The organism is Bacillus sp. K2I17 (genome assembly GCF_002209985.1).
In the GTDB taxonomy this organism is placed as follows: domain Bacteria; phylum Bacillota; class Bacilli; order Bacillales; family Bacillaceae_G; genus Bacillus_A; species Bacillus_A wiedmannii.
The window spans coordinates 40126-66047 of sequence record NZ_NJGF01000012.1 but is presented as its reverse complement, the minus strand read 5'-3'; the positions used below and the strand labels follow the sequence as shown (position 1 = coordinate 66047).

The 25922-nt window shown below is 35.4% G+C and carries 18 protein-coding genes, 1 pseudogene and 3 other annotated features; of the genes and pseudogenes, 4 read left to right on the top strand and 15 right to left on the bottom strand.

Going from position 1 to position 25922, the window contains the following annotated elements; genetic code table 11:
* Positions 1-34 precede the first annotated feature (34 nt).
* Positions 35-246 (bottom strand) — a binding site (T-box leader).
* A 66-nt stretch (positions 247-312) separates the two neighbouring features.
* Positions 313-1668 (bottom strand): UDP-N-acetylmuramoyl-tripeptide--D-alanyl-D-alanine ligase, encoded by a 1356-nt coding sequence (locus CER22_RS15840; protein ID WP_141542758.1) that lies wholly within the window; start codon positions 1666-1668, stop codon positions 313-315.
* 244 nt (positions 1669-1912) lie between these two features.
* On the opposite strand from CER22_RS15840, the gene CER22_RS15835 reads away from it, so the two are divergent.
* On the top strand, positions 1913-2395 hold the full coding sequence (locus CER22_RS15835) for a hypothetical protein (protein WP_088609112.1): 483 nt from the start codon (positions 1913-1915) through the stop codon (positions 2393-2395).
* A gap of 103 nt (positions 2396-2498) precedes the next feature.
* Here the strand turns inward: CER22_RS15835 and CER22_RS15830 are convergent, their stop codons facing one another.
* The 9 genes from CER22_RS15830 to CER22_RS15790 all read right to left on the bottom strand — a co-directional run bounded on the left by CER22_RS15830 (position 2499) and on the right by CER22_RS15790 (position 18277).
* The gene (locus tag CER22_RS15830; protein WP_046959291.1) at positions 2499-4010 is read right to left on the bottom strand and encodes a M36 family metallopeptidase; all 1512 of its coding nucleotides are present in this window, start codon (positions 4008-4010) and stop codon (positions 2499-2501) included.
* Positions 4011-4342: 332 nt separating this feature from the next.
* The gene (ileS, locus tag CER22_RS15825) at positions 4343-7444 is read right to left on the bottom strand and encodes an isoleucine--tRNA ligase (RefSeq protein ID WP_088609111.1); all 3102 of its coding nucleotides are present in this window, start codon (positions 7442-7444) and stop codon (positions 4343-4345) included.
* A 54-nt stretch (positions 7445-7498) separates the two neighbouring features.
* Positions 7499-7737: a binding site (T-box leader), on the bottom strand.
* 99 nt (positions 7738-7836) lie between these two features.
* Entirely contained in the window at positions 7837-12039 is a 4203-nt protein-coding gene (locus tag CER22_RS15820) for a bacteriocin-processing peptidase family protein (protein ID WP_088609110.1), read from the bottom strand.
* 338 nt (positions 12040-12377) lie between these two features.
* On the bottom strand, positions 12378-13295 hold the full coding sequence (locus tag CER22_RS15815; RefSeq protein ID WP_088609109.1) for a class I SAM-dependent methyltransferase: 918 nt from the start codon (positions 13293-13295) through the stop codon (positions 12378-12380).
* A gap of 133 nt (positions 13296-13428) precedes the next feature.
* On the bottom strand, positions 13429-15117 hold the full coding sequence (argS, locus tag CER22_RS15810) for an arginine--tRNA ligase (RefSeq protein WP_088609108.1): 1689 nt from the start codon (positions 15115-15117) through the stop codon (positions 13429-13431).
* A 46-nt stretch (positions 15118-15163) separates the two neighbouring features.
* Positions 15164-15378, bottom strand: a binding site (T-box leader).
* A 40-nt stretch (positions 15379-15418) separates the two neighbouring features.
* On the bottom strand, positions 15419-16195 hold the full coding sequence (locus tag CER22_RS15805) for a class I SAM-dependent methyltransferase (protein ID WP_088609107.1): 777 nt from the start codon (positions 16193-16195) through the stop codon (positions 15419-15421).
* Positions 16196-16244: 49 nt separating this feature from the next.
* Positions 16245-16679 carry a BrxA/BrxB family bacilliredoxin gene (locus CER22_RS15800; protein WP_088609106.1) on the bottom strand — a complete coding sequence of 145 codons (435 nt, stop codon included), beginning with the start codon at positions 16677-16679 and terminating at the stop codon, positions 16245-16247.
* A gap of 83 nt (positions 16680-16762) precedes the next feature.
* A complete protein-coding gene (locus tag CER22_RS15795) occupies positions 16763-17146 on the bottom strand; it encodes a thiol-disulfide oxidoreductase DCC family protein (protein WP_088063223.1) in 384 nt (127 codons plus the stop codon).
* A gap of 3 nt (positions 17147-17149) precedes the next feature.
* Positions 17150-18277, bottom strand: coding sequence for a conserved virulence factor C family protein (locus CER22_RS15790; protein ID WP_087982610.1), 1128 nt, complete (start codon positions 18275-18277; stop codon positions 17150-17152).
* A gap of 258 nt (positions 18278-18535) precedes the next feature.
* On the opposite strand from CER22_RS15790, the pseudogene CER22_RS33665 reads away from it, so the two are divergent.
* Both CER22_RS33665 and CER22_RS15780 read left to right on the top strand, forming a co-directional pair.
* A pseudogene (locus tag CER22_RS33665) lies at positions 18536-19663 on the top strand (FAD-dependent monooxygenase).
* Positions 19664-19785: 122 nt separating this feature from the next.
* Complete coding sequence (locus CER22_RS15780) at positions 19786-20376, top strand: TetR/AcrR family transcriptional regulator (RefSeq protein ID WP_088609105.1); 591 nt, start codon at positions 19786-19788, stop codon at positions 20374-20376.
* Between the two features lie 25 nt (positions 20377-20401).
* Here the strand turns inward: CER22_RS15780 and CER22_RS15775 are convergent, their stop codons facing one another.
* The 5 genes from CER22_RS15775 to CER22_RS15755 all read right to left on the bottom strand — a co-directional run bounded on the left by CER22_RS15775 (position 20402) and on the right by CER22_RS15755 (position 24653).
* Positions 20402-20740, bottom strand: a complete 339-nt coding sequence (locus CER22_RS15775; RefSeq protein ID WP_048540931.1) for a single-stranded DNA-binding protein — start codon at positions 20738-20740, stop codon at positions 20402-20404.
* Between the two features lie 158 nt (positions 20741-20898).
* Positions 20899-21153, bottom strand: a complete 255-nt coding sequence (locus CER22_RS15770) for a DUF4318 domain-containing protein (protein WP_000975142.1) — start codon at positions 21151-21153, stop codon at positions 20899-20901.
* Positions 21154-21306: 153 nt separating this feature from the next.
* A complete protein-coding gene (locus CER22_RS15765) occupies positions 21307-22038 on the bottom strand; it encodes a Bax inhibitor-1/YccA family protein (RefSeq protein WP_001260655.1) in 732 nt (243 codons plus the stop codon).
* A 75-nt stretch (positions 22039-22113) separates the two neighbouring features.
* Positions 22114-24009, bottom strand: a complete 1896-nt coding sequence (locus CER22_RS15760; protein WP_087982620.1) for an ABC-F family ATP-binding cassette domain-containing protein — start codon at positions 24007-24009, stop codon at positions 22114-22116.
* A complete protein-coding gene (locus CER22_RS15755; RefSeq protein WP_087982623.1) occupies positions 24006-24653 on the bottom strand; it encodes an HD domain-containing protein in 648 nt (215 codons plus the stop codon). Before CER22_RS15755 ends, CER22_RS15760 begins: the two co-directional genes overlap by 4 nt.
* Positions 24654-24762: 109 nt before the next feature.
* Between CER22_RS15755 and CER22_RS15750 the strand changes: the two genes are divergently transcribed.
* Positions 24763-25533, top strand: a complete 771-nt coding sequence (locus CER22_RS15750) for a hypothetical protein (RefSeq protein ID WP_088609104.1) — start codon at positions 24763-24765, stop codon at positions 25531-25533.
* The last annotated feature ends 389 nt before the right edge of the window (positions 25534-25922 follow it).

The following is a 25922-nucleotide window of genomic DNA, read 5'->3' as shown; positions in this document are numbered from 1 at the left end:
CTCCTTTCAAAGAATACAAAAATCCGCCCCTATAAATAGGGACGGATTTTTCCGCGGTACCACCCAAATTGTCATAATGACCATCTTAGCCCTGATAACGGTAGGTACCGTTTGCTTTTACTAATTATCACGTTCAAAGCAACACTCACAGGTGTCTTTCCATCATGCGGTATCGCAATCTTCTCAGCAACCGATTGCTCTCTGTAGACCTTTGCATCATGTACTTTTCCTGATCCTCACTTTTTATATTTACAGAGTATTCTATCTCTTTGTTTTATAAAACGCAAGCCTTTTTAAATATATTTTGATCTTTCATATCCAATTTTGTACAATCTCCTCTAAAGCCATTCCACGTGAGCCTTTCAATAATATGATATCCTTTTTCGTTATAACTTTTAATACTTCCTCTGCTATCTTGGCTTTACTATTAAATGACTGTACTTTTCCTATATCATATTTCTTTCTCGCTTCTTCCGCTACAATTTCAGCTAACTCTCCATAAGTGAATACATATTGAATGCTCTCTTGATTTAACATTTTACCAATTTCTCTATGATATGTTTCAGCATTCTTCCCTAACTCCAACATATCTCCAATTACTATCATTTTTTTCTTATAGGCATTTAATGTCTGTAACGTTTCAATTGCGGCCTTCATTGAAGAGGGACTGGCATTCCATGCATCGTTAATAATTGTAAAACCTGTTTTAGCAGTTAAAAATTGAAAGCGCATATGAGTAATATTTACTTGTCGCAATGCTTTCTGTATTTTTTCTGTGGGGACATTATAAAATTGACCTACGGCGATTCCAACAATCGCATTTAAAATATTATGTTTTCCATGCAAGGGAACATCGTACTGTATTTTTGAATCATTTAATTTAAAATGAACACCATATTCATCTAATTGCACGTTTGTTGGAAACAAATCATTTGTATACTTTTCACCAAATGCCTTACAAGTTATACTCGATAAATTCTTATTTTTCAAAAGCAATGGCTCATCACCATTATACAAACATAATCCTTCATCTTTTAATCCATCAATAATTTCTAATTTAGCCTTCGCAATTTCTTCTTTTGATCCAAGCGTCTCTAAGTGAGAATGACCAATCATTGTAATGATCACTACATCTGGCTGTGCTATTATTGATAAGTTTCGAATTTGTCCTTTTTCACTCATCCCCATTTCAAGAATTAAAAACTCTGTATCTCGTTTCATTTCTAAAATAGTTAATGGTAAACCGATTTGACTATTAAAGTTTCCCTTTGTTTTATGCACACGACGAGTTGTACTTACAATCGTGCTTATTATATCTTTTACCGTTGTCTTGCCATTACTACCTGTAATTCCAATTACTTTTACATTTAGCTCTTTCCGATAAAATTGTGCCAATTGTTGCAAAGCAAACAAAGTGTCATCTACAAATATAATTGGCATCCCTTTTGGCGGAGTGCTGTAAGACTTTTTCCATAAGGAAGCGACAGCTCCATTATCGAATGCCTCTTTCACATAATCATGTCCATCTTTCACCCTAATGATTGGAACAAATACATTTCCTTCTTTAATGCTTTTGGAATCTATGCAGACACCATGTATCTCTATGTGATGAAACGATTCTTGTAACCCTTCACCGCCTACTACCTCTTCAAGTTTTTTCAAATTCATTTGAATCAAAGTATCACCCTTTCCATTTTATTACATAATTTCCGTTTTATTTACGCATATTGATAAAGTGAAACTTTAATCAGTGGGGATTTTGTTCCTCCCCACTGATTATCAGCCCTCACCAATCGGGCTTTTACGGTAAGCCCGCCCCCCACCTAACTTCTTTGCTTTCCCTGAATTTTGAGGTGGAGGGTCTTACTGCCCGGCAAATAGCGGGATAAAAATTTTATAGCGAGGTGTTTATATGAAAAAAGCGATTAGTTTCTTTCTTCTTTTGTTATGCCTAATTGCAGTGAATGAAACATACGCCTATTCACCAAAATCTTTACCAATCTCCCAAAACTCTGATCAATGGAAAGTGAATATTGATGAACCGAAGAACATAGGTAACAATATGCTTCAAGCTAAAGAAGATGAATTTAAAACATATCAATTTTCAGTAAAAAATGTTGGTAACAGTGAAGTATATAACGTACAAGTCGAAGTATTCCGCAACGAGCCAAAAACGAAAACGAAATATGAACTTTTCTCACGAAAGGAAAGTCGCTTAGCAAGTGGAAAAACTAGATTTGAACATGCTAATTTTCCAGTTGCTACAAAAGCAGATGAAGTTGATGTAATCATTACTTGGCAAGAACACCCTTTCCGCTCCATGAGAAACGGTCAAAAAGTTGAGTCTAGAAAATTTAAAGAGCATTTTGTTTTTAAAGACGAAAAAAACAACTAGAATGCGGATGAATTTACATTAGCATTCATATAGCTTACTTTACTAGTACCAGTTCTTAAGCAAATTAAAAAGTCGTGGCTTATAAACGCCACGACTTTTTATATTAATTCGTACTAATTCCTCTTGCTGCCCAAATACGATCGATATCAGCAGCATGTTGTCCGCCATATAAAAGAGCATCCGCTTGCTTAATCGCTTTTGCTCCATCACTGAATTTAGAGTTTGGTGTTAATGACCAGTGTGATTGTAAAATAATTTTCGTTGCTACATCACGTCCAAAAGCTTGTGCCATCTCATATTGACCTTGTGCCCAAATTTCCCCATCATCATGTACCTCATTTGTAACATCTTTCGGATACACTTTATTCGTATCTAATCGGCGCAAGCACGTCGGATCTGAACTAGAATAAGCTGTCGCATCCCATTCTCCAACACATGCTTTTCCGTAGCCTGTTGTCGATACTGCATCTTCATACGTAGCACCTAAGAAGTCACCAAATCCTTCTCCCATCGCTCCGCCTTCTGCAGAACTACCAAAGCCAGGCACTTGGTTATCTTGAATTGAATGCCCGTATTCATGTGCGATAATACCAGCATCTTCTGCATCATCTACTCCGCCAGTACCAAAAGTTAAAGCTTTCGTTGTCGGAGAATAAAATGAGTTATCAGCCGTCGTTCCATTCACATTCACTTTAATAGAGCGATTATTAATATTTTTAAATCCTAACCCTTGAATGTAACGCTGTAATGTATCGATATGATAATACGACATAACATCTTCAAAGCTATCATTTGCACGTGTATAGTTAAATTGTAAATTTGTAGATTTTGTTTTTGCTTTTGAAGAAATCGTTACATACTCTCCAATTAAAAATCCTGTCCCATCTAAACCTTTTAACGTAACAGTCTTCAATTGATTCGTTAACGCTGTTGAATCTGCATCGTTATTATCTTTTAAGCCTACTTTACTACCGCTAGATACGACTGGGTTAGGTAAAAATACTTTTCCTGTCCCTTCAGCTTTTCGGTTTATATCAACCTTTTTAATTAACTTCCCATTTTCCGCATCAATAAATGTTTCCCATGCACCAAATGGATTATTAGAATGGACTACCACTTTATATACTGGACGAGCAATTCCCTCTTCAACAATATATCCAAATTCTTTCTCTGTAGGAGCCCATAAGTTTTGCTCACTTGCTTCTCCAACATACGCCATTGATTTTTGTATTGCATCTTTTTCACTAATTTTTGTCGTTACTTCCTTCACACCTTTGACGGATTGATAATCAGAAACAGCAAGTACGCCCTTTCCCTCTCCGTTAAGAGTAACTGTAATTTGTTTTGAAAATACAGGTGCACCATTAACAACTTGCTGGAACCTAACATATGAAGCTACTGACGTTTCTGTTGTAGAAATATATTGCAAGTCTGAAAGGTCTGTTTTTAATCCATACTGCGCAGCATTTTCTTTTAAATATTCAGTTGCTTTTTTCTGCGGCGAATAAGCTTCTAGCTTTACTTGCTGCTGTTTTTCCAATGCCGAAACCGTAGAAATCGTCCCCATTACTAACGGCACAGTCATTGCCATTGCCACCATTTTTTTATTAAACATAGAACCACTCCCCCTAATAAAGTAGCTCAACCTTATCCCATTACCACTAGGCAATCATTCCCCACAAAATGGGGGGATAAAAATTGAATCTACGAGTAATTCTCTATAAACAATTCTATTACCTTTCCATTTAGGTTGAGTGAAATTTTCTCAATATTTATGTATAAAATGAGAAAAATACTGTAGAAATATATTTCTACAGTATTTTATTTAGTGTGCTATGAAGAAAGACATTTACTAGAGGACCTATCGAACGGATTATGAGGAAGTTAGCCGGATAAATTTCCATCATACAAAAAGGAAGTTGGAATGATTCCAACTTCCTTTTTTCTTTAATGAGCCGCGCTTAATTTAATTCGAACTTTCGCTTCACCTAAAGATAGTTCATCGTCTTCATTCGTTAAGTGATCAAATGTAAATTGCTTAACGAGTAAATTTTCTTCCAATAAATCTTTATGGTTCGTTAATGTTCGTTGTAGCTCTTCCTCTGTATCAAGAATAACATCTACTCGTAAATTAACCGGTAAATTTAACTGCTTACGATATTCTTGAACCGCTCGAATAAATTCACGCGCCACTCCTTCTTGTAACAACTCTTCTGTTACATTCGTATCTAACATAACTGTATATTGTCCGTTAGTCGTATTAGAGAACCCTGATTTCGCAACTTTCTCTACTACTACATCTTCAGCCGTTACAACTACTTCTTCTCCTGGTGCAGTTTCGTAAACTGCTCTTTCTGTAGATACAAAGTGTTGTACTTCTTCTTTTGATAATTGTTTTAACCATCCATTTATTGCATTCACATTTTTACCAAACTTCGGCCCAGCTGTTTTAAAATTCAGCTTTAATTGATAGGACGTATATTTCGTTTCATCGAGTTCAACATGAAACGCTTTGACATTTAGCTCATCCATGACGATATCACGATAAGATTCCCAATCCATATCATTTTCATTATGCGCTAGTAATACAAGTTCCGCTAACGGCTGTTTTACTTTTAAAGAATGTTGATTACGGTTACTTCTTCCTAGTTCAACAACTTGTAAAACAGCATCCATTTCCGCTTCTAGTTTCGGCTGAAGTAGTGATTCATTTACAACTGGATAATCCTCTAAATGAACGCTACTTCCAGTTAAATTTAAATGAATATCTTCAGCGACAAACGGTGTAAATGGTGCAATTAATTTACTAATTGTCACAAGCACTTCATGAAGTGTCTCATACGCAGCTGCTTTTTCAGCATTCATACCAGATTCCCAGAAACGATTACGTGATCGTCTTACATACCAGTTACTTACTTCATCTACAAGCGCCGCGATTTCACGAGCTGCATTCGTAAATTGATAATCATCAAGTGCTGTTCTCACTTTTTTCGTTGTGCTATGCAATCTTGATAATACCCATTCATCCAATTTCGTCCGCTTTGCGTCATACGTTTCTTTCGGATTATACTCATCTAAATTTGCATATAAAACGTAGAAGCTATACACATTGACTAATGTATCTACAAATTTAGACTTTGCTTCCAGTACTGTTCTTTCCGAGAAACGTTTCGCATTCCACGGAGCACTGTCAACGAGTAGCGCCCATCTTAATGCATCTGCACCAAACTGATTTACTAAATCAACTGGATCTAGTGCATTCCCTTTACTTTTAGACATTTTCTGTCCTTCTTCGTCTAATACATGCCCTAGTGATAACACTCGTTTATAAGGCACTTTTCCTGTATATAGTGCTGATACTGCTAATAAACTATAAAACCATCCACGTGTTTGATCAATGCCTTCTGCAATAACATCCGCTGGAAACTGTTCTTCAAATAACTCTTTATTTTCAAATGGATAATGATATTGCGCAAATGGCATGGAACCACTATCAAACCAAACATCAATTACTTCTGGTGTACGATTCATTGTACTTCCGCATTTTTCACAGCAAACTTGCACTTCATCTACATATGGCTTATGCAATTCCAAATCTTCCGGTGTTTCTTTTGTACTATGCTTTCTTAAATCAGCAATGCTTTTCGGTGCGAATTGATGATCGCAACTTTCACATTCCCATACGTTTAATGGTGTTCCCCAATATCTATTTCGGCTAATATTCCAGTCCACCATATTTTCTAAAAACTTACCAAAGCGTCCATGTTTCATATGGTCTGGATACCAAGTAACAGAATCGTTATTTTGCAAAAATGTATCTTTAATTGCAGTTGTTCGGATTAACCAACTCTCTCCTGCATAATAAAGAAGTGGTGAATCACAACGCCAGCAATGTGGGTAGCTATGTTCATACTTTTCTTTATGATATAGTAAGCCTTCCTTCGCTAAATGACGAACAATATCCACGTCACAATCTTTTACAAATTTCCCTTTCAAAAATGGTACTGCTTCTGTATACTCACCTTTCTCATCTACAACATGCAAGAATGACAATCCTTCACTTTGAACGACTCTATAATCGTCCTCCCCATATGCTGGAGCGATATGAACGAGTCCTGTACCACTATCTGCCGTGACAAAATCTGCTGCGATAACGTGATAGCCATTTGTAACTTCTTTCATTGGAAATGGCGGCATATAAGATGTGTTTACTAATTCTTCACCTTTATGAACAGATAATACTTCATAGTCTTCTTTTAATACATCTTGTACACGTTCTTTCGCAACAATGTATACTTGACCTTCTTGTTTCGCTTTCACGTATTCCATATTTGGATGTACAGCGAGCGCAACATTTGCTGGAAGTGTCCAAGGTGTTGTTGTCCACCCTAGGAAATATTCATTTTCACTATCTTTCACTTGAAACTTAACTGTTGCACTTAAGTCTTTTACTGTTTTATACCCTTGTGCAACCTCATGTGAACTTAGTGAAGTTTGACAACTTGGGCAGTATGGTGAGACTCTATGCCCTTTGTACAATAATCCTTTTTCATGAATCGTCCCTAAAATATGCCATACACTTTCGATATATGGATTCTCTAGCGTAACGTATGGATCATCCATATCTACCCAATAACCGATGCTTTCAGTGAATTCACGCCACTGCTTCTCATATGTGAATACACTCTCTTTACACTTCTGAATAAATGGCTCAATTCCATACTCTTCAATTTCATGTTTACCAGAAATACCGAGTTGCTTCTCAACACCTAATTCTACAGGTAAACCGTGTGTATCCCATCCCGCTTTTCGTAGCACTTTATAACCAGCCATCGTTTTATATCTCGCTACTACATCTTTAATTGTCCGTCCAAGTGCATGTCCGACGTGTGGTAAACCGTTCGCCGTTGGTGGTCCTTCATAAAATACGAAAGACTGTGCGCCTTCTCGATTCTGAATTGATTGCTCGAAAATACTTTGCTCGTTCCACTGCTTACGAATACGTGTTTCTCTCCCTACAGCTGACTCTTTTACATCTACTTTCTTCATCTACAATCACTCCTTTTGAATATTTTAAAGCACACAAAAAACCCGTCCCCATGAAGTAGGGACGGGTTTAACCGCGTTACCACCCTAATTCTATTAGCTCTTCGCTAATAGCACTTAGCAACGTACTATCATACGTGTTCTTTGTAACGGTAGACATCCGTCCGGGCTTACTTATTTCAGCCTCGGCTCCTCGGAGATGATTTTCAAATAACGTCTGCACACCGGCTTTCAGCTATACACCGGCTCTCTGGGGAACAATTCATTATTTTACTCGTTCTCGTCTTCAGATTTGTATACTTTATTAAAAGCTATTTTATGCCATTGGGCAATGAATTGTCAACTAATTCTAAATATATATTTAATTATACCCTTTTTTCACAATTCCTATACAATTATTTCTTAAATTCTTGTATTCCAGCTAAATCTTCATCTTCTTCAATAAGCTCAGCAAAGAATCCTGATTCATCCTCACGAAGAACAATTTCAAGCTCTTGCTTCGCCTCTTCAATTCTATTTAACTGTGCTAAATAACAAGCGCGATCGTATCTTGCTAACAAATCACTCGCATCTATTGTTAATACATCATTTGTTATTTTTTCTGCCTTTAGTGTTTGTCCGGCACCATGATACGAAGATGCTAAAGAAAGAAGAATTGCTGCTTCATTTGGATGGTGTATAGAAGCATTTTCTAATACATGAATTGCCTCTTCAAACCTTTCTTGACTTTGATACATTTCTCCTAAAGCAAGAAACGCTCTACTTACAAACGGTGTTTGCTCCGTTAATTGTAAGGTAATCTTTTCTGCTTTTCTTTCTTCTCCTATTTTAAAGAATACTTGTGCTTGTAAAAGAAGCGTATCATAATCATCTGGTAACTCTCGAACCATTTGCTTCGTTAATTCTGAAGCATCCCGTAACATATCTTCTTCCTCACACGCCATGAAAAGATTTACAAGTTGCTTCGCTATATCGTAATCCCATTTATTTTCTAACGATGTTTGCAATACATCTATCGCCTCTTTATACATCGCCACATTCTCGTAAAATAGTGAAAATCGCTGCGCTGCCATACTATTTTTTTGATTTAACTTTAACGAAATTTCATACAAATCAATGATTGTAGTAATAATCGAAATTTCTTTCGCACGGTTTTTCATACGATAAAAAGCTCTCGTAATTATGGATTTTTTCGGCTGTTCATTTTGTTGACGTTCTATCCATCTTTCCGTCACCGCAGATGCAGCATACATAAATGCCATACTTCTTTCTGCCTTCTTCACCTTTAATGTATGAAGAAACTCTCGTATGTTAGACAATTTCTTATGTTGTTCTATCGCTTTTACATACACATCAAATATTCGTTCATTATTTGCATCTTTTTGTATAACTTTCATTGCAATTTCAATTGCTTTTGCATTTCTTTTTTTCACTAACACTTTGGCATAATGATATAGAACTTCTATATGCTCACTATCTAATTGAAGTGCCTCTTCAATCTGTGCTTGTTCTTTATCTATTTCATCCATCGCTCCATACACATATGCAATCGCATCTAATCGCCATATTTCAGGTGCTTCGTCCGCTAATTGTTCTAGTTCTGTCAGTAACTCTTCCTGAAGACTCATTTCTACTGAAAGCTGTGCCAAATATTCCATATTAATATGCATCGGCTCTTCTTTCATAGCCTGAACCATATGACTTTGTTCTTTAGAACGATTTTCTTCTTTTTCATATATTTCTGCAAGCTGTAAATGCACACCTACGAAATTCTCATCAAGCTCTAAACATGTTTCATACGCTTGTTTTGCTTCCGTCAATTGCCCTAATGCCATAAGTATTTCACCAATTCGGTAATACGGTAATGCCGTTTCCTTTTGTTCTATCGCCTTATTATACCTTTTCATCGCTTGGCCGTACTGCCCAATAGATTCATATAAAATACCTGTATAACAACCGTATTCGCTTATTTCTTTTCTTTCTTTGTGTAACGTTCTTAAGAATGCTATACCTCTTTGTACAAATACCGTTCCTTTAATTCGATTCACATATTCATCTAACGCACTTGCCACATTATATTCACTCTGCTTTATACCACTCTCTAACTTAGACAAAGCTACTTTAAACCCTTCTTCATTTCCACCAAGTTCAACCTCAGCATCCCATAGAACCATTCCCGCATTCATAAGAAAATCTTGGCTCTTTTCAATTTGTTTTTCAATACCGAGAATATATTGTTTCGCTTCCTTGTATTGTTCTTTCGCCATATAAACTTGCGTAAGTCCAAAGTGAGAATAAACATCATCATGATTTTCTTCTAAAGCACGATTATACAATGTTTCTGCTTCTTCCAGACTATCATTTTGAAAATGATAGTCACCGAGTTTTACGTATAGAGGTGCCTTATCGTCACAATTCTCAATACCTTTTAATAAAATTTCTTTCGTACTTTCCTCATCCTTCAAATCAGACTCGTATATTTCCGAAAGTTTCGTATAGATGTAAGGTGCATTACTATCCAAATAAATCGCTACTTTAAGCCCTTTTATCGCTAAATGTAATTTCCCTAAATGATGCGCACATCTCGCGCGCTCATACCATACATGTGCCTCATTTTTATTCTCTCTTAATAGGTCATTAAAAATTTCATACGCTTCTTCATATCTTTCTAAATCTATTAATATTAATCCGTGATTCGTTAAAGTGAATCTTTCTGGACTACGTTCTAAAGCAACTTGAGAAAACTGCAACGCCTTTTCAGATTGATCGATATACATGTATGATAGAGCGAGAAAACTCCAAGCAATCGGCTGATCTGCGTCTAATTGTAATGATGAACGAAAACTTGAAATCGCTTCTATATAACTTTCCTGTTCAAAAGCATATCTTCCGTTTATTAAATGATATAAAGCACGATTATTTTTCTTCTCAACACTTGTCAGCATTTGCCCGGCTTTTTCTAATTCTTGAAGGCGAATAAAGCACTGCGCACCATGCAATTTAACAAAATCTGAGTTCGGAAACTTCTCCATTAACTTTTCAATACAACATATAATAAACTCATTATCTACTTCAACATCTAAATGCTTAACTGTATATAACCACGTATTCGGATTATCACTCGTCTCTTTTAAAAATTGTACTAAGTTATGAATCCCCTCTTTATCATGTTCATCTAAATGATCCGTAAGAGAAAAAATAGATTTAAAATAATGATTTTCTTCTTCATTTAAAAATGCTAACTGCTCCTTCTTTTCTTTCGGAACAAACGTAATCGCTAAACAACCTGTGTAACGATATTTTTCTTGTAACTTACTATATTCCACAATAACTGGTTCTATAAAGTTCGGATCTTGAACATAAAAAGCTTGTAACGTATCATCATATCCAGATAGCACTTGTACATGTGAAGCATGCTCAATATCTATACTTAATAAAACAGGAATCCCTTCATCCAGCAGCCTCTTATAATTTTCCTCATTCCCTTTAAAATAACGATATTCATAACCTAATTCTTCTAAATAAGAAACAGTATCTGAAAACTTTGACCCTGTCATATCAAAAATAAACTCTGCTATTTCATCTTGTGTACGTTTTTCTCCCCATAACTGCAACATCATTTCTAAACTTGTCGGAACACAATAATTATCCTTTTGTACAATAGGAACTATCGGTAAATGCACCTTTTTTCCATCTGGATTTTTTTCTAAATTATGATATAAAGACTCTTTTAAACTTTTTTCTTCTTTTAATAACTGTTGTAAATCTACAAGTTTATTCATTTTGTAAAGCGCTTCTGCACGTAAATGTACAAAGTAAGCTTTATACGCATGATAAGGAAGCTGATTATTTATGTTATCTATTACCGCTAACATTTCTTCATACTTCCTTAAATCTAATAAATATTTTACCTTTTCAAAATGAAAATATGGTACTTGCGGGAACTTTACAATCGCATCATCAATTAGCTGTAATGCACGTTTTTGTTCTCCTTGATTCGCATATAATTGTGATAATAAATAGGTAGATAGCTCTTCACAATCTTTATGCTGCATGCCGGCTATAAATTGTTCTTCTGCTTTCTCCCATTCACCTGTATGCATATAGACGTAGCCCCATTTATCAAATACGGCACGTGAACTGTACTCCTCTGCCTTTTGCATATAGATTAGGGCTTCTTCATTTCGTTTCATTTCCAACAAACATCGTACTAATGTAAAATATGTTTTCGCTAAAAGATCAGCTTCTATTTCTTCTTTACTTACCTCTTCTAATGAGTCTTTTAACAACTGTTCTACTTCAAGTATTTTCCGCTCATCAATTAACTCATCACAATATAAAGAGAGCGTTCTCATATTTGGGAATTTTTTGTAGGCGTAGCGAATGAGGAATGAACTGTATTGGTGCATAAGCCCTTCATCAGTAAGACGTATTAATATGTCAAACTCCTTATGTGAAGGAACACTAGCAAGCCAACTCTTCAAATAAGATAAAGTATTCTTTTCTTTTATATATGAAATTTCATTATTTATTTCCTGTAATCCATCTATAAATCTCTTGTCTTTCAAACAAGCATCTAACTGCTTAAAATCTAGCATGTATTCACCTCGAATATTTATTTGTACTGCTACTTGCTTAGATTTTACACATCATATTGTAGGTATTCAACTAAAATCTCTTATAATGGATGGTATTAATTAATATTATTCAAATTTATAACAAAATATAGTAAAAATGATTGTTTTTCTCCATATTTTGTTTAATTAAATGGAATAACGTAACATGAGGATTTTATCTTTTGGAAGCTGAAATCCGTACATGAAATTATATCGGCGATAATTTAAATATATCGACGATTTTCAAAATATATCAGCGATTATACGGTGGATATCGACTTACCGACAAAAAATGACAATCCTCAATAAATCGCTATCTTTCAACATACTATTTCACCAAATGTAATTTTCATATTCGGGGCATATACTAAAGAAGAATGTAGATGAAATGCCTTAAAAAATCGGAGTTCAGCTTCATATTGAGCTAGCGCATCATCATATGTTAATCCTCTAGCCATTAAACGTTCTATAAAATGCTGTTTATCACCCGGATCCCCTGCAATCCCCTCTTCTTTTAATGAATGATACAACCTTTGTTTATCATTATAGTGCATATTAGAATCTAAAAAGTTCACTTTATCACTTACTCTACATTCAATATTTTTTACGCCTAGTTCACTTAAACACATCGGTATTTTCATACCAATATTTCCATCTTTTCCGCTTCTCTGCATGTCATTTTCAAATAACTTCTGCAAAGCACCTAGCCTAATAATTTCCGATTGATTCTCTCCATCTAAAGAGTATGAAGACATATTTGATATCCAATGTGGTTCAAAACAGATTATTTTTCCGCCCTTTTTAATTGAATGTATCATTTTTTTTAGCATCATTTTTGGCGAACTCATATGTAATAAGAAAGCATGACAAATTGCTATATCGTATGTATCTTTCAATTCAATTTCTGTAGCATCTCCCTCAAGAAATTCTGTCTCATACGGAAGTAAACGAAACAACTCTCTCGCTTCAGATAATAATGTTTCTCCACTATCAATGCCTGTATACTTTGATCCTTCTGGAAGTAAAGGCATTAATACTAAGCCTAAATAACCATATCCACAACCATAATCAACAATATGTGGCTTAGTAATCTTCCAAACCATATTTACTAAAAAGCTTACATAATCGTCGTTGTAATATAAATCTCTTGTGTTTTTTAAATATGCTAGTTTACTGTTCCAATCGTATGTTTCCAAGTTTAACGCCTCCTTTTTATATATGACATTACAATTCTCCATTTAATAAGGACATTCCTACACTTGAAACAATTCTAGAAAAATTTAGATTTAATAAAATAAAACTTCTGCTTTCACATTTTCTATAAAAATAAATAGGCATACATATCTACTATGATACGTATACCTATTTGTTTCACATCTCCTCAGGTGCCTCCACCCCAAGTAAACGTAATCCCTCTTTTAATACAACCGTCACAGCATATACTAATGCGAGTCTGCTGTCTTTCTCTTCGCTCTCTTCTAATATACGAACATTACCGTAATATTTATTAAACGATTGTGCTACATCCAATACATATTTTGAAATGATTGATGGCTCATTTTTGTTGAAAGCTGCTTCAATTATTTGAGGGAATTTATTCAGTAATTTTACAACGCTCCAGCTATGATCATCTTTTAATGCAAACGTACACGTTTCAAATTCTACACTTTCTTTTCTTAAAATAGAGCACGCACGTGCATGTGTGTACTGTACATACGGTCCTGTTTCACCTTCAAATTTCAGCATGTTTTCTAATGAGAATTCGATATTATGCATACGCTCGTTTTTTAAATCGTGAAAGATAACTGCGCCAACACCGACTTGCTTCGCTACTTCTTCTTTCTGTTTTAAGTTTGGATTTTTCTCTTCAATATTTTGTTTTGCAAGGTCAATTGCTTCTTCAAGTACTTCTTCAAGTAAAATAACTCTTCCTTTACGTGTCGACATTTTCTTACCATCTTTTAAAATGAACCCAAACGGTACATGTTCCATGCCGTCAACCCAATTGTATCCAAGCTTTTTTAATACAGTGAAAAATTGATTAAAATGTAAACTTTGTTCTGGGCCAACTACATATAACGCTTTATCAAATGCATATGTGTTTTGACGGTATAACGCTGCTGTTAAGTCACGTGTTGCGTAAATCGTTGCACCATCGGATTTTCTAATTAAGCAAGGCGGCATTCTCTCTTCTTCTAAATTAACGACTAACGCACCTTCTGACTCTTCAAGCAAATCATGTTCTTCTAAAATCCCTATAAAATCTTCCATTAAGTTATTATAAAAGGCTTCTCCTTGAAAATTAGTAAACTCAACACCGAGAAGTTCATAAATACGAGAAAATTCTTTTAAGGATTCGTGACGGAACCAATTCCAAAGCTCAACAGCTTCTTCATCACCTTCTTCTAATTTCTTAAACCAAGCGCGTCCATCTTCTTCTAATTCTTCATCGTCTTTTACCTCTTCATGAAATTGAACATATAACTTAAATAGTTCACGTATTGGATCCTCTTTAACTACTGCTTCATTTCCCCATTTTTTATAAGCGGTAATTAACTTTCCAAACTGTGTGCCCCAGTCTCCAATATAATTAATTCCTACAACTTCATAACCACATTTTTCAGCAATATGTTTCAGTGAATTTCCAATCATTGTAGAACGTAAATGCCCCATTGAAAAAGGTTTCGCGATATTAGGAGAGGAATAATCGATAACTACCGTTTTTTCACAACCAAAGTGATTTTGACCGTACTCTTCTTTCTCCGCTAAAACCGTTTTTAATACATCATCACTTACCGTCTCACGATTAAAAAAGACATTTACATAAGGACCAACAGCCTCTACTTTCGTAAAAAATGGATCACTTAATTTTCCTGCCACTTCCTTTGCGATAATAGCTGGTGATTTTTTATATTGCTTCGCAAGTGAAAAACATGGAAATGCCGCATCTCCGAATTCATCTTGTTTCGGCGTTTCGATTAAATCTAAAATTTGATTTTGCGTTAATTCATTCGTAAAAATATCGGATAAACTTTCCGCAAACTGTGTTTTATAATCCATACTATATAACCTCCTTATTTTTTTAAACACAAAAAACTCGTCTCTAAAAAGAGACGAGTTTAAACCCGTGGTACCACCCTTGTTGTTCATTACGAACCACTTTCCCGTTTATAACGAGGACAGGGGGCCTCGGCTTACTCTACTATTCGTTCAAGAAGCATCTCCGAAGTGCGCTTCATCTTTTCCTTCCGCACTAGGCTCACACCATCCCTAGCTCGCTTTCCTTCTAAAAAAGACTACTCTCTTCATCACCGACAGTATATTTAATTAATTATTGCTTATTATACATCTTTTCAAACAATTAGCAAGGGTCAATTACACCAAAGTGAAACTTAGCACTTCTTCTTTTGTATACATGAAAATTATGTTTTTCAAATCTAGAACTACGGAAATGATCTTTCAGAACGACACGCTTTCTCGCCACACGCTTCGCTTCTGCAATTGTTTCGTTAGTAATATCATGATACAAAGCGAAGTATTTTAATCCTTTTATTCCATCTGATTCTATAACAGTTTCTTCAAACATCGGATCAAGGTACACAACATCATAACTATTGTCTTCACATTGTGTTAAAAATGCGTAATGCTCCGTTTGCTTCACATCGATTCGTTGCATTGCCTCATCAATTTCAGAAACAGTTGAAGACCATGTTTTTAAACCATTTTCCATAATATAAGCCATATACTCATTGCCTTCAAGTCCCGTTACTTTTCCGCTTTCACCAACAATATAACTAGCTACAATACTATCTGATGCCATACCGAGCGTACAATCTAATACTGTCATTCCGCTCTCTAATTGCGCGGCTTGTACAAACGGATCGTGTTCTCCGCGCATTAACCTTTTCACACGAAACATCGCTGAGTTTGGATGAAAGAAAAATGACTCTTCCGTTCCTCTCGGATAAATAGCTAATCGGTTTTTCCCTACAACAAGTACATCTTGTTCATACTGCTCATGCAGTTTATGTACTGGTACGTCATTACGTTTAACGAAAGAACGATTTAATTCTGCTGCTACCTTGTTTGCATAATCTGTCATTTCTTTGTTTGTTCTTCCTGCTGTTGTTACGATCATTGTTTCACCTCTATATAAAGAAAAGAGGGAGATTTACTCTCCCCCTTCTTTAGCAATTCTTTTCGAAAGCATGTTCTAAATTCGTAATAATTTCGTCCATAGTTGCACCTTCAATTTCATGACGGTGAATGAAGTGAACAACTTCTTTTCCTTTTAATAATGCCATAGATGGTGAAGATGGAGGAATTTCTCCGAAGTATTCACGCATTTTTGCAGTAGCATCTTTATCTTGACCTGCGAATACAGTTACAAGATGATCTGGTTGTTTTTCAGCACGAACAACTGCTTGACCTGCTGATGGACGTGCTAAACCAGCTGCACAACCACAAACTGAGTTTACAACTACTAAAGTTGTACCTGCCGTGTTTTCCATAAATTCTGTTACAGCTTCTTCTGTAGTTAACTCTTCAAACCCAGAACGCACTAATTCTTGACGCATTGGGATTACCATTTGGCGCATGTATTCTTCATAAGCATTTGACATCGTGTAATCTCTCCTTCAACTTTCATTCCAAATTCATCATATCACGCTCTATTACTAGGTGCAAAAGAAAGATAACGATGATTTCATTTTTTTGTAGGGATTTCACAAACCCCTTCACAGCAATGTCCAACTGGGACAAGTTTTCTATTGTTAGCGATATAATCGTATACTTTACTTCCAAATCCGAGTACGATAGATAGTTTTATAAAAGGAACGGCAAACCAATAAGATGGAACGGCCTTTGCTAATACATGTATGCTATGAATTCCGGCATACCACTTATTATTTTTTAAAATATACAATCTTTGTTCCATCTTACTTTGTAGTTCTTGAGAAAGTTCATACTTCTCAACTACATCTTCATCTCGAAATGAAACAAATTGCATCTTACCCTTTTTATCTAGTTTTTTCGTACGTTCTGCAACCGCCGTACACATCGGACACCAACTATCATAGAAAACAATCATACATTACTCCCCTTTACGAGACTCCGTCATTTGTTTCCATACAGAACCTTTTGCTTCTTCTCCACCTTCAATACGCTCTAATGCTAGACGCGCTTGCATCGCTACTTCAAACTCCGGATCATCTTGCGCTGCTTTTAATGCAGGAATCGCACTTTCATCTCCAAGTTCAAATAAGAACATAGCTGCACGCCAGCGTACTAATTTACTTGAATCTTTCAGAGATTTAATCATAACGAACATCGCTGCTGGATCACCTACGTCTGATAAGCAATCGCCCGCTGTACGGCGAACACTTACTGAACGATCTAATAACGCTTTATATAATAATGGCAATACCCCATCACCTTTTACCATACCTAAATACGCTGTTGCTAAACGGCGGATTGAAACTTTTTCATCATCTAACGCCATCTTCAACACTGGCATATCTTCTTCAGTAGGATCCATTTGCTCTAATGCTGCAAAACGATTTTTCCAGTCAGCATCTTTCATCATCTCTACTGTTACTTTATATGGCTCACGCTTTTGAATCGTTACTTCAACAGCACCTGCCTGGTTTAATAATTCTTTAACTGTTTCATTTACACGTTCTTCTGAATAAGCAGCAACAATCTCTTCTACTACTTCTTTCCCGATTTCTTCAAAATTACCGTAACGTGTACCTTGTTCTACCCATTTGCGCTCTTTCACAACGTTTGGTGCAGACATTTGAACTTTCATAATTGATTCTTTAAAACGATCTGGTAAACCAACACGTTCTTCCGATGTTCCATCTGTTAACTTTACTTGCATTGGAATTGTAAAGAACATTTGAACAAACACTTTCACTTCCCCAAAATGAGCAAGTTGTTGTTCTTCACTTTCTTCTACTACCTGTTCGCCGAAAACAGCACGAACTTGTTGTAATAAAACTTTCCAGTCAAACTTCGCATTTCGCTCCACTGCTAAAAAGTCGGCTACATGATATACACCTTTAATGCCTTCAATTTTCAAAATTTCTTGCACTTGCATTGGTGCTTGTTCTTTATTTTCATTTGTATAATTATTACGCGCTCCTGATGGTAATACTTCATTCAAAATAACTTTCATTGTATTTGGACTTGGCGTCGGTTCAATTGCTTTAATCTTCACGTAAAAAACTCTCCTTTATTGCGTGTTCTTAGCTGTATTGTAACATGTTATCACTCTATACTCCTACTCGGATGCTTAATTTTGCTAATTCCTTTTCTACATTTCTTAGAAGTTTCATTCATTCTATTTTCACCTAATCGTTCGAAAACTAAAGTTAAAAGTATAATTGACAATACCAGAAAAAGGGATTATCCTTAACTCATAAAATGACTACGGTCATTTTATGATCAAAGTCACTCTAAGTTGGAGGGATATCAAATGAATAATGTCATAATTATTGGTGGCGGTATTGCTGGACTTTGCGCAGCAATTTCCTTACAAAAAATAGGATTAGATGTAAAAATATATGACCAAAATACTGAACCTACTGTTGCTGGTGCAGGTATTATCATCGCCCCAAATGCGATGCAAGCACTTGAACCATACGGAATTTCTGAGAGAATAAAAAAATTGGCAACGAAAGTGACGGCTTTAACCTTGTATCCGAAAAAGGAACTATTTTTAATAAATTGACCATTCCAGCATGTTATCCAAAAATGTACTCCATTCATAGAAAAAATTTACATCAATTACTACTTTCTGAACTAAAAGAAGATACTGTCGAATGGGGAAAAGAATGCGCAAAAATAGAACAAAATGAAGAAAACGCCTTAAAAATATTATTCCAAGATGGTAGTGAAGCACTTGGTAATATACTCATTGCTGCTGATGGTATTCATTCTGTCGTTCGAAAACAAGTAACACAAAGCGATAATTATCGTTATGCAGGATATACGTGTTGGCGCGGCGTAACTCCTACTAATAACCTTTCTTTAACAAACGATTTTATTGAAACTTGGGGAACAAACGGTAGATTTGGTATCGTCCCTCTTCCCAATAACGAAGTATACTGGTATGCGCTCATAAACGCTAAAGCTAGAGATCCAAAATACAAAGCTTACACAACAGCAGATTTATATAATCATTTCAAAACTTACCACAATCCCATCTATTTTAAATAATGCATCGGACGTTACTATGATTCATCGTGACATTGTAGACATTACACCAATGAAACAGTTTTTTGAAAAGCGCATCGTATTTATTGGGGATGCAGCTCATGCACTTACTCCTAATTTAGGTCAAGGAGCTTGTCAGGCAATTGAAGATGCAATTATTTTGGCTGAATGTATTAAGAATAATGCCCATTATCGTCAAGCGTTCATAGAATACGAACAAAAAAGACGAGATAGAATTGAAAAAATCTCAAATACTGCTTGGAAAGTTGGAAAAATGGCGCAAATAGAAAGTACACCTTTAACTATAGTGAGAAACGAAGTAATGAAACGTATTCCGAAATGGATTTCTGAAAGACAAGCACATGAACTATACAACTTTCATTTATAACAAAAATGAGAAACAGCATTCTCTACCCTTCTTTCAATTACATTAAACTTAATCATGAAGTAAGATTTTATTTAAGATTATCTATTAAACAGATATAATTGTTTGTGTTAGGAGTAGATAAAATGCTTAGAGAAACGAGAAAAAAAGAATTAAAAGAACTTATATTCCTAAAAGCAGTACAACTCTTCCAAGAACGCGGGTACGAAAATGTAACGGTTCAAGATATTACTACTGCATGCGGGATTGCAAAAGGAACTTTCTTCAACTACTTTCCGAAAAAAGAAAACATATTATTATTTTTAGGTGATTCTCAAATTGAGCTATGGAATGAAAGTTTAAAAGCATATGAAAATGTGGAACATCCAAAAGAAAGAATCAAACTTGTTCTAGGAGACTTACTAGACCGTTTTACTGGACATGGTGATTTAATGCAGCATGCCGTCTTTGAGATTATTAAGTCTAACTACTTAGTAGAAAATGAAGTAAAAAGCATACAACAACTACAAGAAGGTTTATCTTCAATTATTGCAGAAGCAAAAGCGACAGGAAAATTAAACAGTAAATGGGATATACATATTATCACCTCTACAATTATGAGTACTTATTTTTATACATTAATGTCCCATTCACTATTACATGCTAATGAAATAAACGTGAAAAATATACTCAATCAACAATTAGATGTTGTTTGGGAGGGTATCAATCAAAAGTGATAGAGGGCTATACTACTAAGCCCTCTTATTGTGATGCCCCCTCCCGCCTTTTCTCCAAAAATGTAATGCTCTCAATCAGAACTTCCGTTATATATATTCTCTTTCCTTGATCATCTTCGTAATTCCTCGTATGAATACGTCCGGTAATTCCAACAAGTGACCCCTTCTTACAATATTCAGTTACATTCTCAGCCGATTTTCTCCAAACGACACAATTAATAAAATCTACTTGTTGCTCACCTAAACTATTTCGAAAACCTCTATTCACCGCAACACATACTCGTGCATAAGCGACACCTTGCTTTGTGTAGTATAATTCTGGCTCCTTTGTCAATCTACCGATTAATACAACTCGATTCATCATATGTTATACCACCTCACATATTTTTCTTCATTGTAAAGAAAAATGTATGAAGGGTAAAAAGCGTAAAATAATATATTTTAAAGTAAAAAATATTATTTTATATGCTGTAAAAGAAAAAAAGAAACCTTACATATATTAAACATGTAAGGTTTCAAAATTTATACTTCACTACAGGAAATGTAATATCCACCGCGAGCCATCTTTATCTCAACACGATACATTACATTTTCTAAGTAAAAAGTAATCGGTTTAACTTTACTCTCAAAATTCAATTGTTCCTGACATTCAACCGCATACCTTTCAATAGCGGAAATAATAACTTCTGATGATGGATACGTTAAAGCATCTTCTAGTTCTATGAAAAAACTTTTAGAAAATAGTTTTTTCATAATCCCTTTCTTCTCTTTCATCATATTCCATCCCCCTTCAATTTGAATTACCAACAACCATATTATACCATTACCGAAATTACCCTGCATTAACAGGCAGTATAAGCCTCACTGATTAAAATTTCACTCTATCTTTGAAAATAAAAAAATCCTGCATTTTTTATGCAGGATTTTTTATTAGTCATTTTTCGTAAAGTAAGAAACGAAACGAAGAATTTCTAAATATAACCAAACTAATGTAAGCATTAGTCCCATCGCAGTGTACCACTCCATATATTTCGGAGCTTGACTACGTACACCATTTTCGATTAAATCGAAATCTAGTAATAAGTTTAATGCAGCAACTACGATAACAACTGCACTAATAATAATACCAATCGTACCGCCTTGGTGAATGTACGGAACAGTTACACCAAACATGTTTAGTAGAAATACGACTAAATACATAACCATAATTCCAAGTGTTGCTGCCATCACGCCTGTACGGAATTTATCCGTTACCTTTACTACACGCGTTGCATATAACACTAACATTGCAAATAGAATTGAGATTGTTAGTAATACAGCATTTAAAACGATAGAATCGCCAAATTTCATTGTATAAACTGCTGAAATACTACCTAATACAACCCCTTCTACCGCCGCATAGATTGGTGCACCAAAAGGTGAAATACGCGGAAAGAACATAGACGCAAATGCGATGATTGCCGCAACGATTAAAGCACCAATTAATACCGGCATCTTCATCGTCCCCTGCATCATCTGTATGTATGAATAGACAGACGTTGCAAGTAGCAAGATAAGCATAATAAACGTTTTGCCTACTGTTCCGCCAATCGTCATCGCAGAAGCGCTTGCTCCCTCTTTACGGAATGCCTCTTTTTTCAACATTGGATTAGATGTTCTCATTTTTTCCCTCCTAAAATAGGTTCTACCAATAGTGTAAAGTTTTTCTCTTTACTTTTCAATATATGCAGCTTGTTTTTATTTTAATCCTTCAACGATGTCTGATAGTTCACTCCATCTTTCCATCGTTTTTTCTAGCTCTTCTTCTGTTTTCTGCTGTGCTTCAGATAATTCTTGTGCCTTTGTGAAGTCAGATCCAACTTTCGCAAGTTCTTCTCCAATTGACTCAATTTTCTCTTCTAGTTCGGCAATTGTATCTTCAATTGTTTCCCATTCACGCTGCTCTTTGTATGAAAGTTTACGTTTACGTTGTTGTTTCGGAGCTTCTTCTACTACTTTTTTCTCTTTTTGAACTTCCGCCTTCTCAATAAGTTCTTTCGTCTTTTCCATTTCTAAAAAGTCCGTATAACTACCTAGGAATTCACGCACTTCGCCTCCGCCACTAAAGATGAACAATTCATCTACTACTTTATCTAAGAAGTAACGGTCATGCGATACAGTTAAAACGACACCTGGGAAATCTTCTAAATAATCTTCCAGTACTGTTAATGTTTGTGTATCTAGATCATTCGTAGGTTCATCAAGTAATAGTACGTTTGGTTCTCCCATTAAAATACGTAATAAATATAAACGTCTTCTTTCACCACCAGATAGTTTACCAAGCGGTGTACCATGTGAGTGCGTCGGGAATAAGAAACGTTCTAGCATTTGAGATGCACCAATTACTTTTCCGTCTGTCGTATGAATAACTTCTGCAATCTCTTTAATGTATTCAATCATACGCTGATTTAAATTCATCTCTTCATTTTCTTGCGTATAATAAGCAACTTTTACAGTTTGTCCTACTTCAACTTCACCACTATCAGGAGCTAACTTGCCTGCAAGCATATTTAATAGAGAAGATTTTCCGCTTCCATTCGCTCCAATGATTCCGATACGATCTCCTGGTTTCACAATATGATTAAAGTTGTGTAATACCGTTTTATCACCGAATTTTTTCGTTACATCTTTTAACTCAAGTACTTTTTTGCCAAGGCGACTCCCGCTAAGCGCAATATCAACTGACTGTTTTGCAGCTGGTCCTTCTTGACCTTTTAACTCATCAAATCGTTGAATACGTGCTTTTTGCTTTGTCGAACGAGCTTTTGCACCGCGGCGGATCCATGCTAGTTCGCGGCGATATAAGTTTTGACGTTTTGATTCTTGCGCAATTTCTTGTTCTTCACGAAGTGCTTTCGCTTCTAAAAATGTACTATAGTTTCCTTCGTAACTATATAGTTTACCATTGTCTAATTCAAAAATGCGGTTTGTCACACGATCTAAGAAATAACGATCATGGGTTACAAGTAATACCGCACCAGTATATCTTGCTAAATATTCTTCCAACCATTCAACTGTCTCATGGTCAAGATGGTTCGTAGGCTCATCCAAAATTAATAAATCAGGTGTTTCAATAAAACATTGCGCCATTGCAATACGCTTTTTTTGTCCACCAGATAGGTTTCCAACAGTTGCTGTAAAATCAGTAATTCCTAATTTCGTTAATAACGATTTTGCATTCGCATTTGCTTCCCATGCACTCATCGCATCCATACGTTGCTGCACTGCAAATAATTGTTCCTGTACTTTTTCATTACTTGGATCTTTTTCGATATTTAATAACGATTGTTCATAATCACGAAGAAGACGAATTAAAGGTGTATCACCATGGAACACTTGTTCTAATACTGTTAGTTTTTCATCAAACTCTGGTTGCTGTGATAAATAACTAATTGTATAACCACGTGAATGCGTCATATCACCTGTATCAGGAGTTTCTAACCCTGCAATAATTTTTAATAATGTCGATTTACCAGTACCGTTTACACCAATGATTCCGACACGTTGTCCTTCTGTAATACTACATGATAATCCATCAAATAACGGTTTTTCTCCGTATGATTTCGATAAGTTTTCCACAGTTAACATTTTCATATTTGTGCATTCCACTCTTTCATAAATTGTTCAATAAACTGTTCCATATAACGATGACGAACTTCAGCCTCTTGTTTTGCTGCGTTCGTGTTCATTAAGTCTTTTAGTTTTAAAAGTTTTTCATAGAAATGATTTAAAGATGGATCGTTATTTTTTCTATATTCATCTTTCGTCATCACTTCACGCGGAGGAATAGTTGGATCATACATTAATCTCCCTTTCGCTCCACCATACGCAAATGTGCGAGCTATTCCAATTGCTCCAAGAGCGTCTAAGCGATCCGCATCTTGAACAAGCTTCCCTTCAAGTGAATCCACTTTACCGCCATGACCACCTTTATAAGACATATTGGCGATGATATGAAGAACATGTTTACTTTCCTCTTCTTCAACATGTAACTCTTCTAACCAATCAGAAACTTTTTTCATTCCTGCTTCTTCACTTTCATTTAACTTCTCATCTGCCACATCGTGAAGTAATGCTGCCATTTCAATTATAAAACGATTTCCCCCTTCTTGCTCGGATAAAGAAATCGCCAGTTTATGTACGCGTTCAATATGATACCAATCATGCCCACTCGCATCTTTTTCTAAAATATGTTTTACAAAAGTAATTGTTTTTTGAATCTTTTCTTGTTTTGTCATTTTATCTTCACCCAGTTACTTATTGTAACACGCCCGCATTTTTTCATCACATATTTTCTTGTCCGCCCATACACTGAGTGGTAAGCATCATCATGGAGGAGGAATAAATATGTTCTATAATAATCAACCGCCTTATCCACAACAACCATTTTACCCTCAGCAACAGGACCAAAGATACACAGAACAATATGAAGAACAAGAGCAACAATATGAACAAAACCCATACGAAACACCGCAAAACCAAGAAGCTAATTATCAACAAAGCTCATACGACACACGTCCTAATTATGAATATCCTCAAAACCCATATGCAGCACCGCAAAATCAAGAACAACAATATCAGCAAAATCCATATGCAACAACGCAAAATCAAGAAACTGAATATCAACAAAATCCATACGACTCACGTCCAAATTATGAATACCCTCAAAATCCATATGTAGCACCACAAAATCAAGAGCAACAATTTCAACCAAATCCATACGCAACTCAGCCGCAACAACAAATGTACCAACCAAACTACAACGCGCGTGTCTCACCGCCTAAACCACCAACAATTGATCCAACACAACCACAAATTTTACCACCAGGACCAACACTCGATATTACACAACCGCAAATCTTACCGCCTGGACCAATTACAGAACCAACACAACAACAAATTCAACAAGTTGTCGGTACACAGTTTTTACCTTTAAAGAAACCTGTACTAGATTTCGTAAAACCTTGGGTAGATTACGGTTTAAATGAAGCAAAACATACATCACACAAACACGCTTTAACAGAAGTTGCTGCGATTATGTTTTTAGTTGGGAAAGGGTTCAACCCGACGATTGCACATTATATTGTGGAATCTTGGGAGAAGAATGAACAATTTTAGGATTGTTTATTTGATAAAATATAAAAAACAAAAAAGTGTCAAACCCCTTATAACAAAAGGGTTTTGGCACTTTTTAATATCTAGAACAAATTTTATTGAAATAATTATTTTTATAGATTTTCATATTTTTTTATATAGTACGTGAACAAAATGTGAGCAAAATGTGTGCAAATATATGAATCGCATTTCGCTGTTGTTGCACCGGTTATTTAAACCAATTCTCAATTATGAGATTTATATGAGAAACTAACACTTTTTCCTGTTGACACTTGGACAGTTTCTTGATAGCAAGCCACACGCAGACATTATTATTGATGGAATTGATATACTAGAACATTATCCTTTATATTATTTCAAATATAATTCGGTCGTAATTAAAATAAAACAAA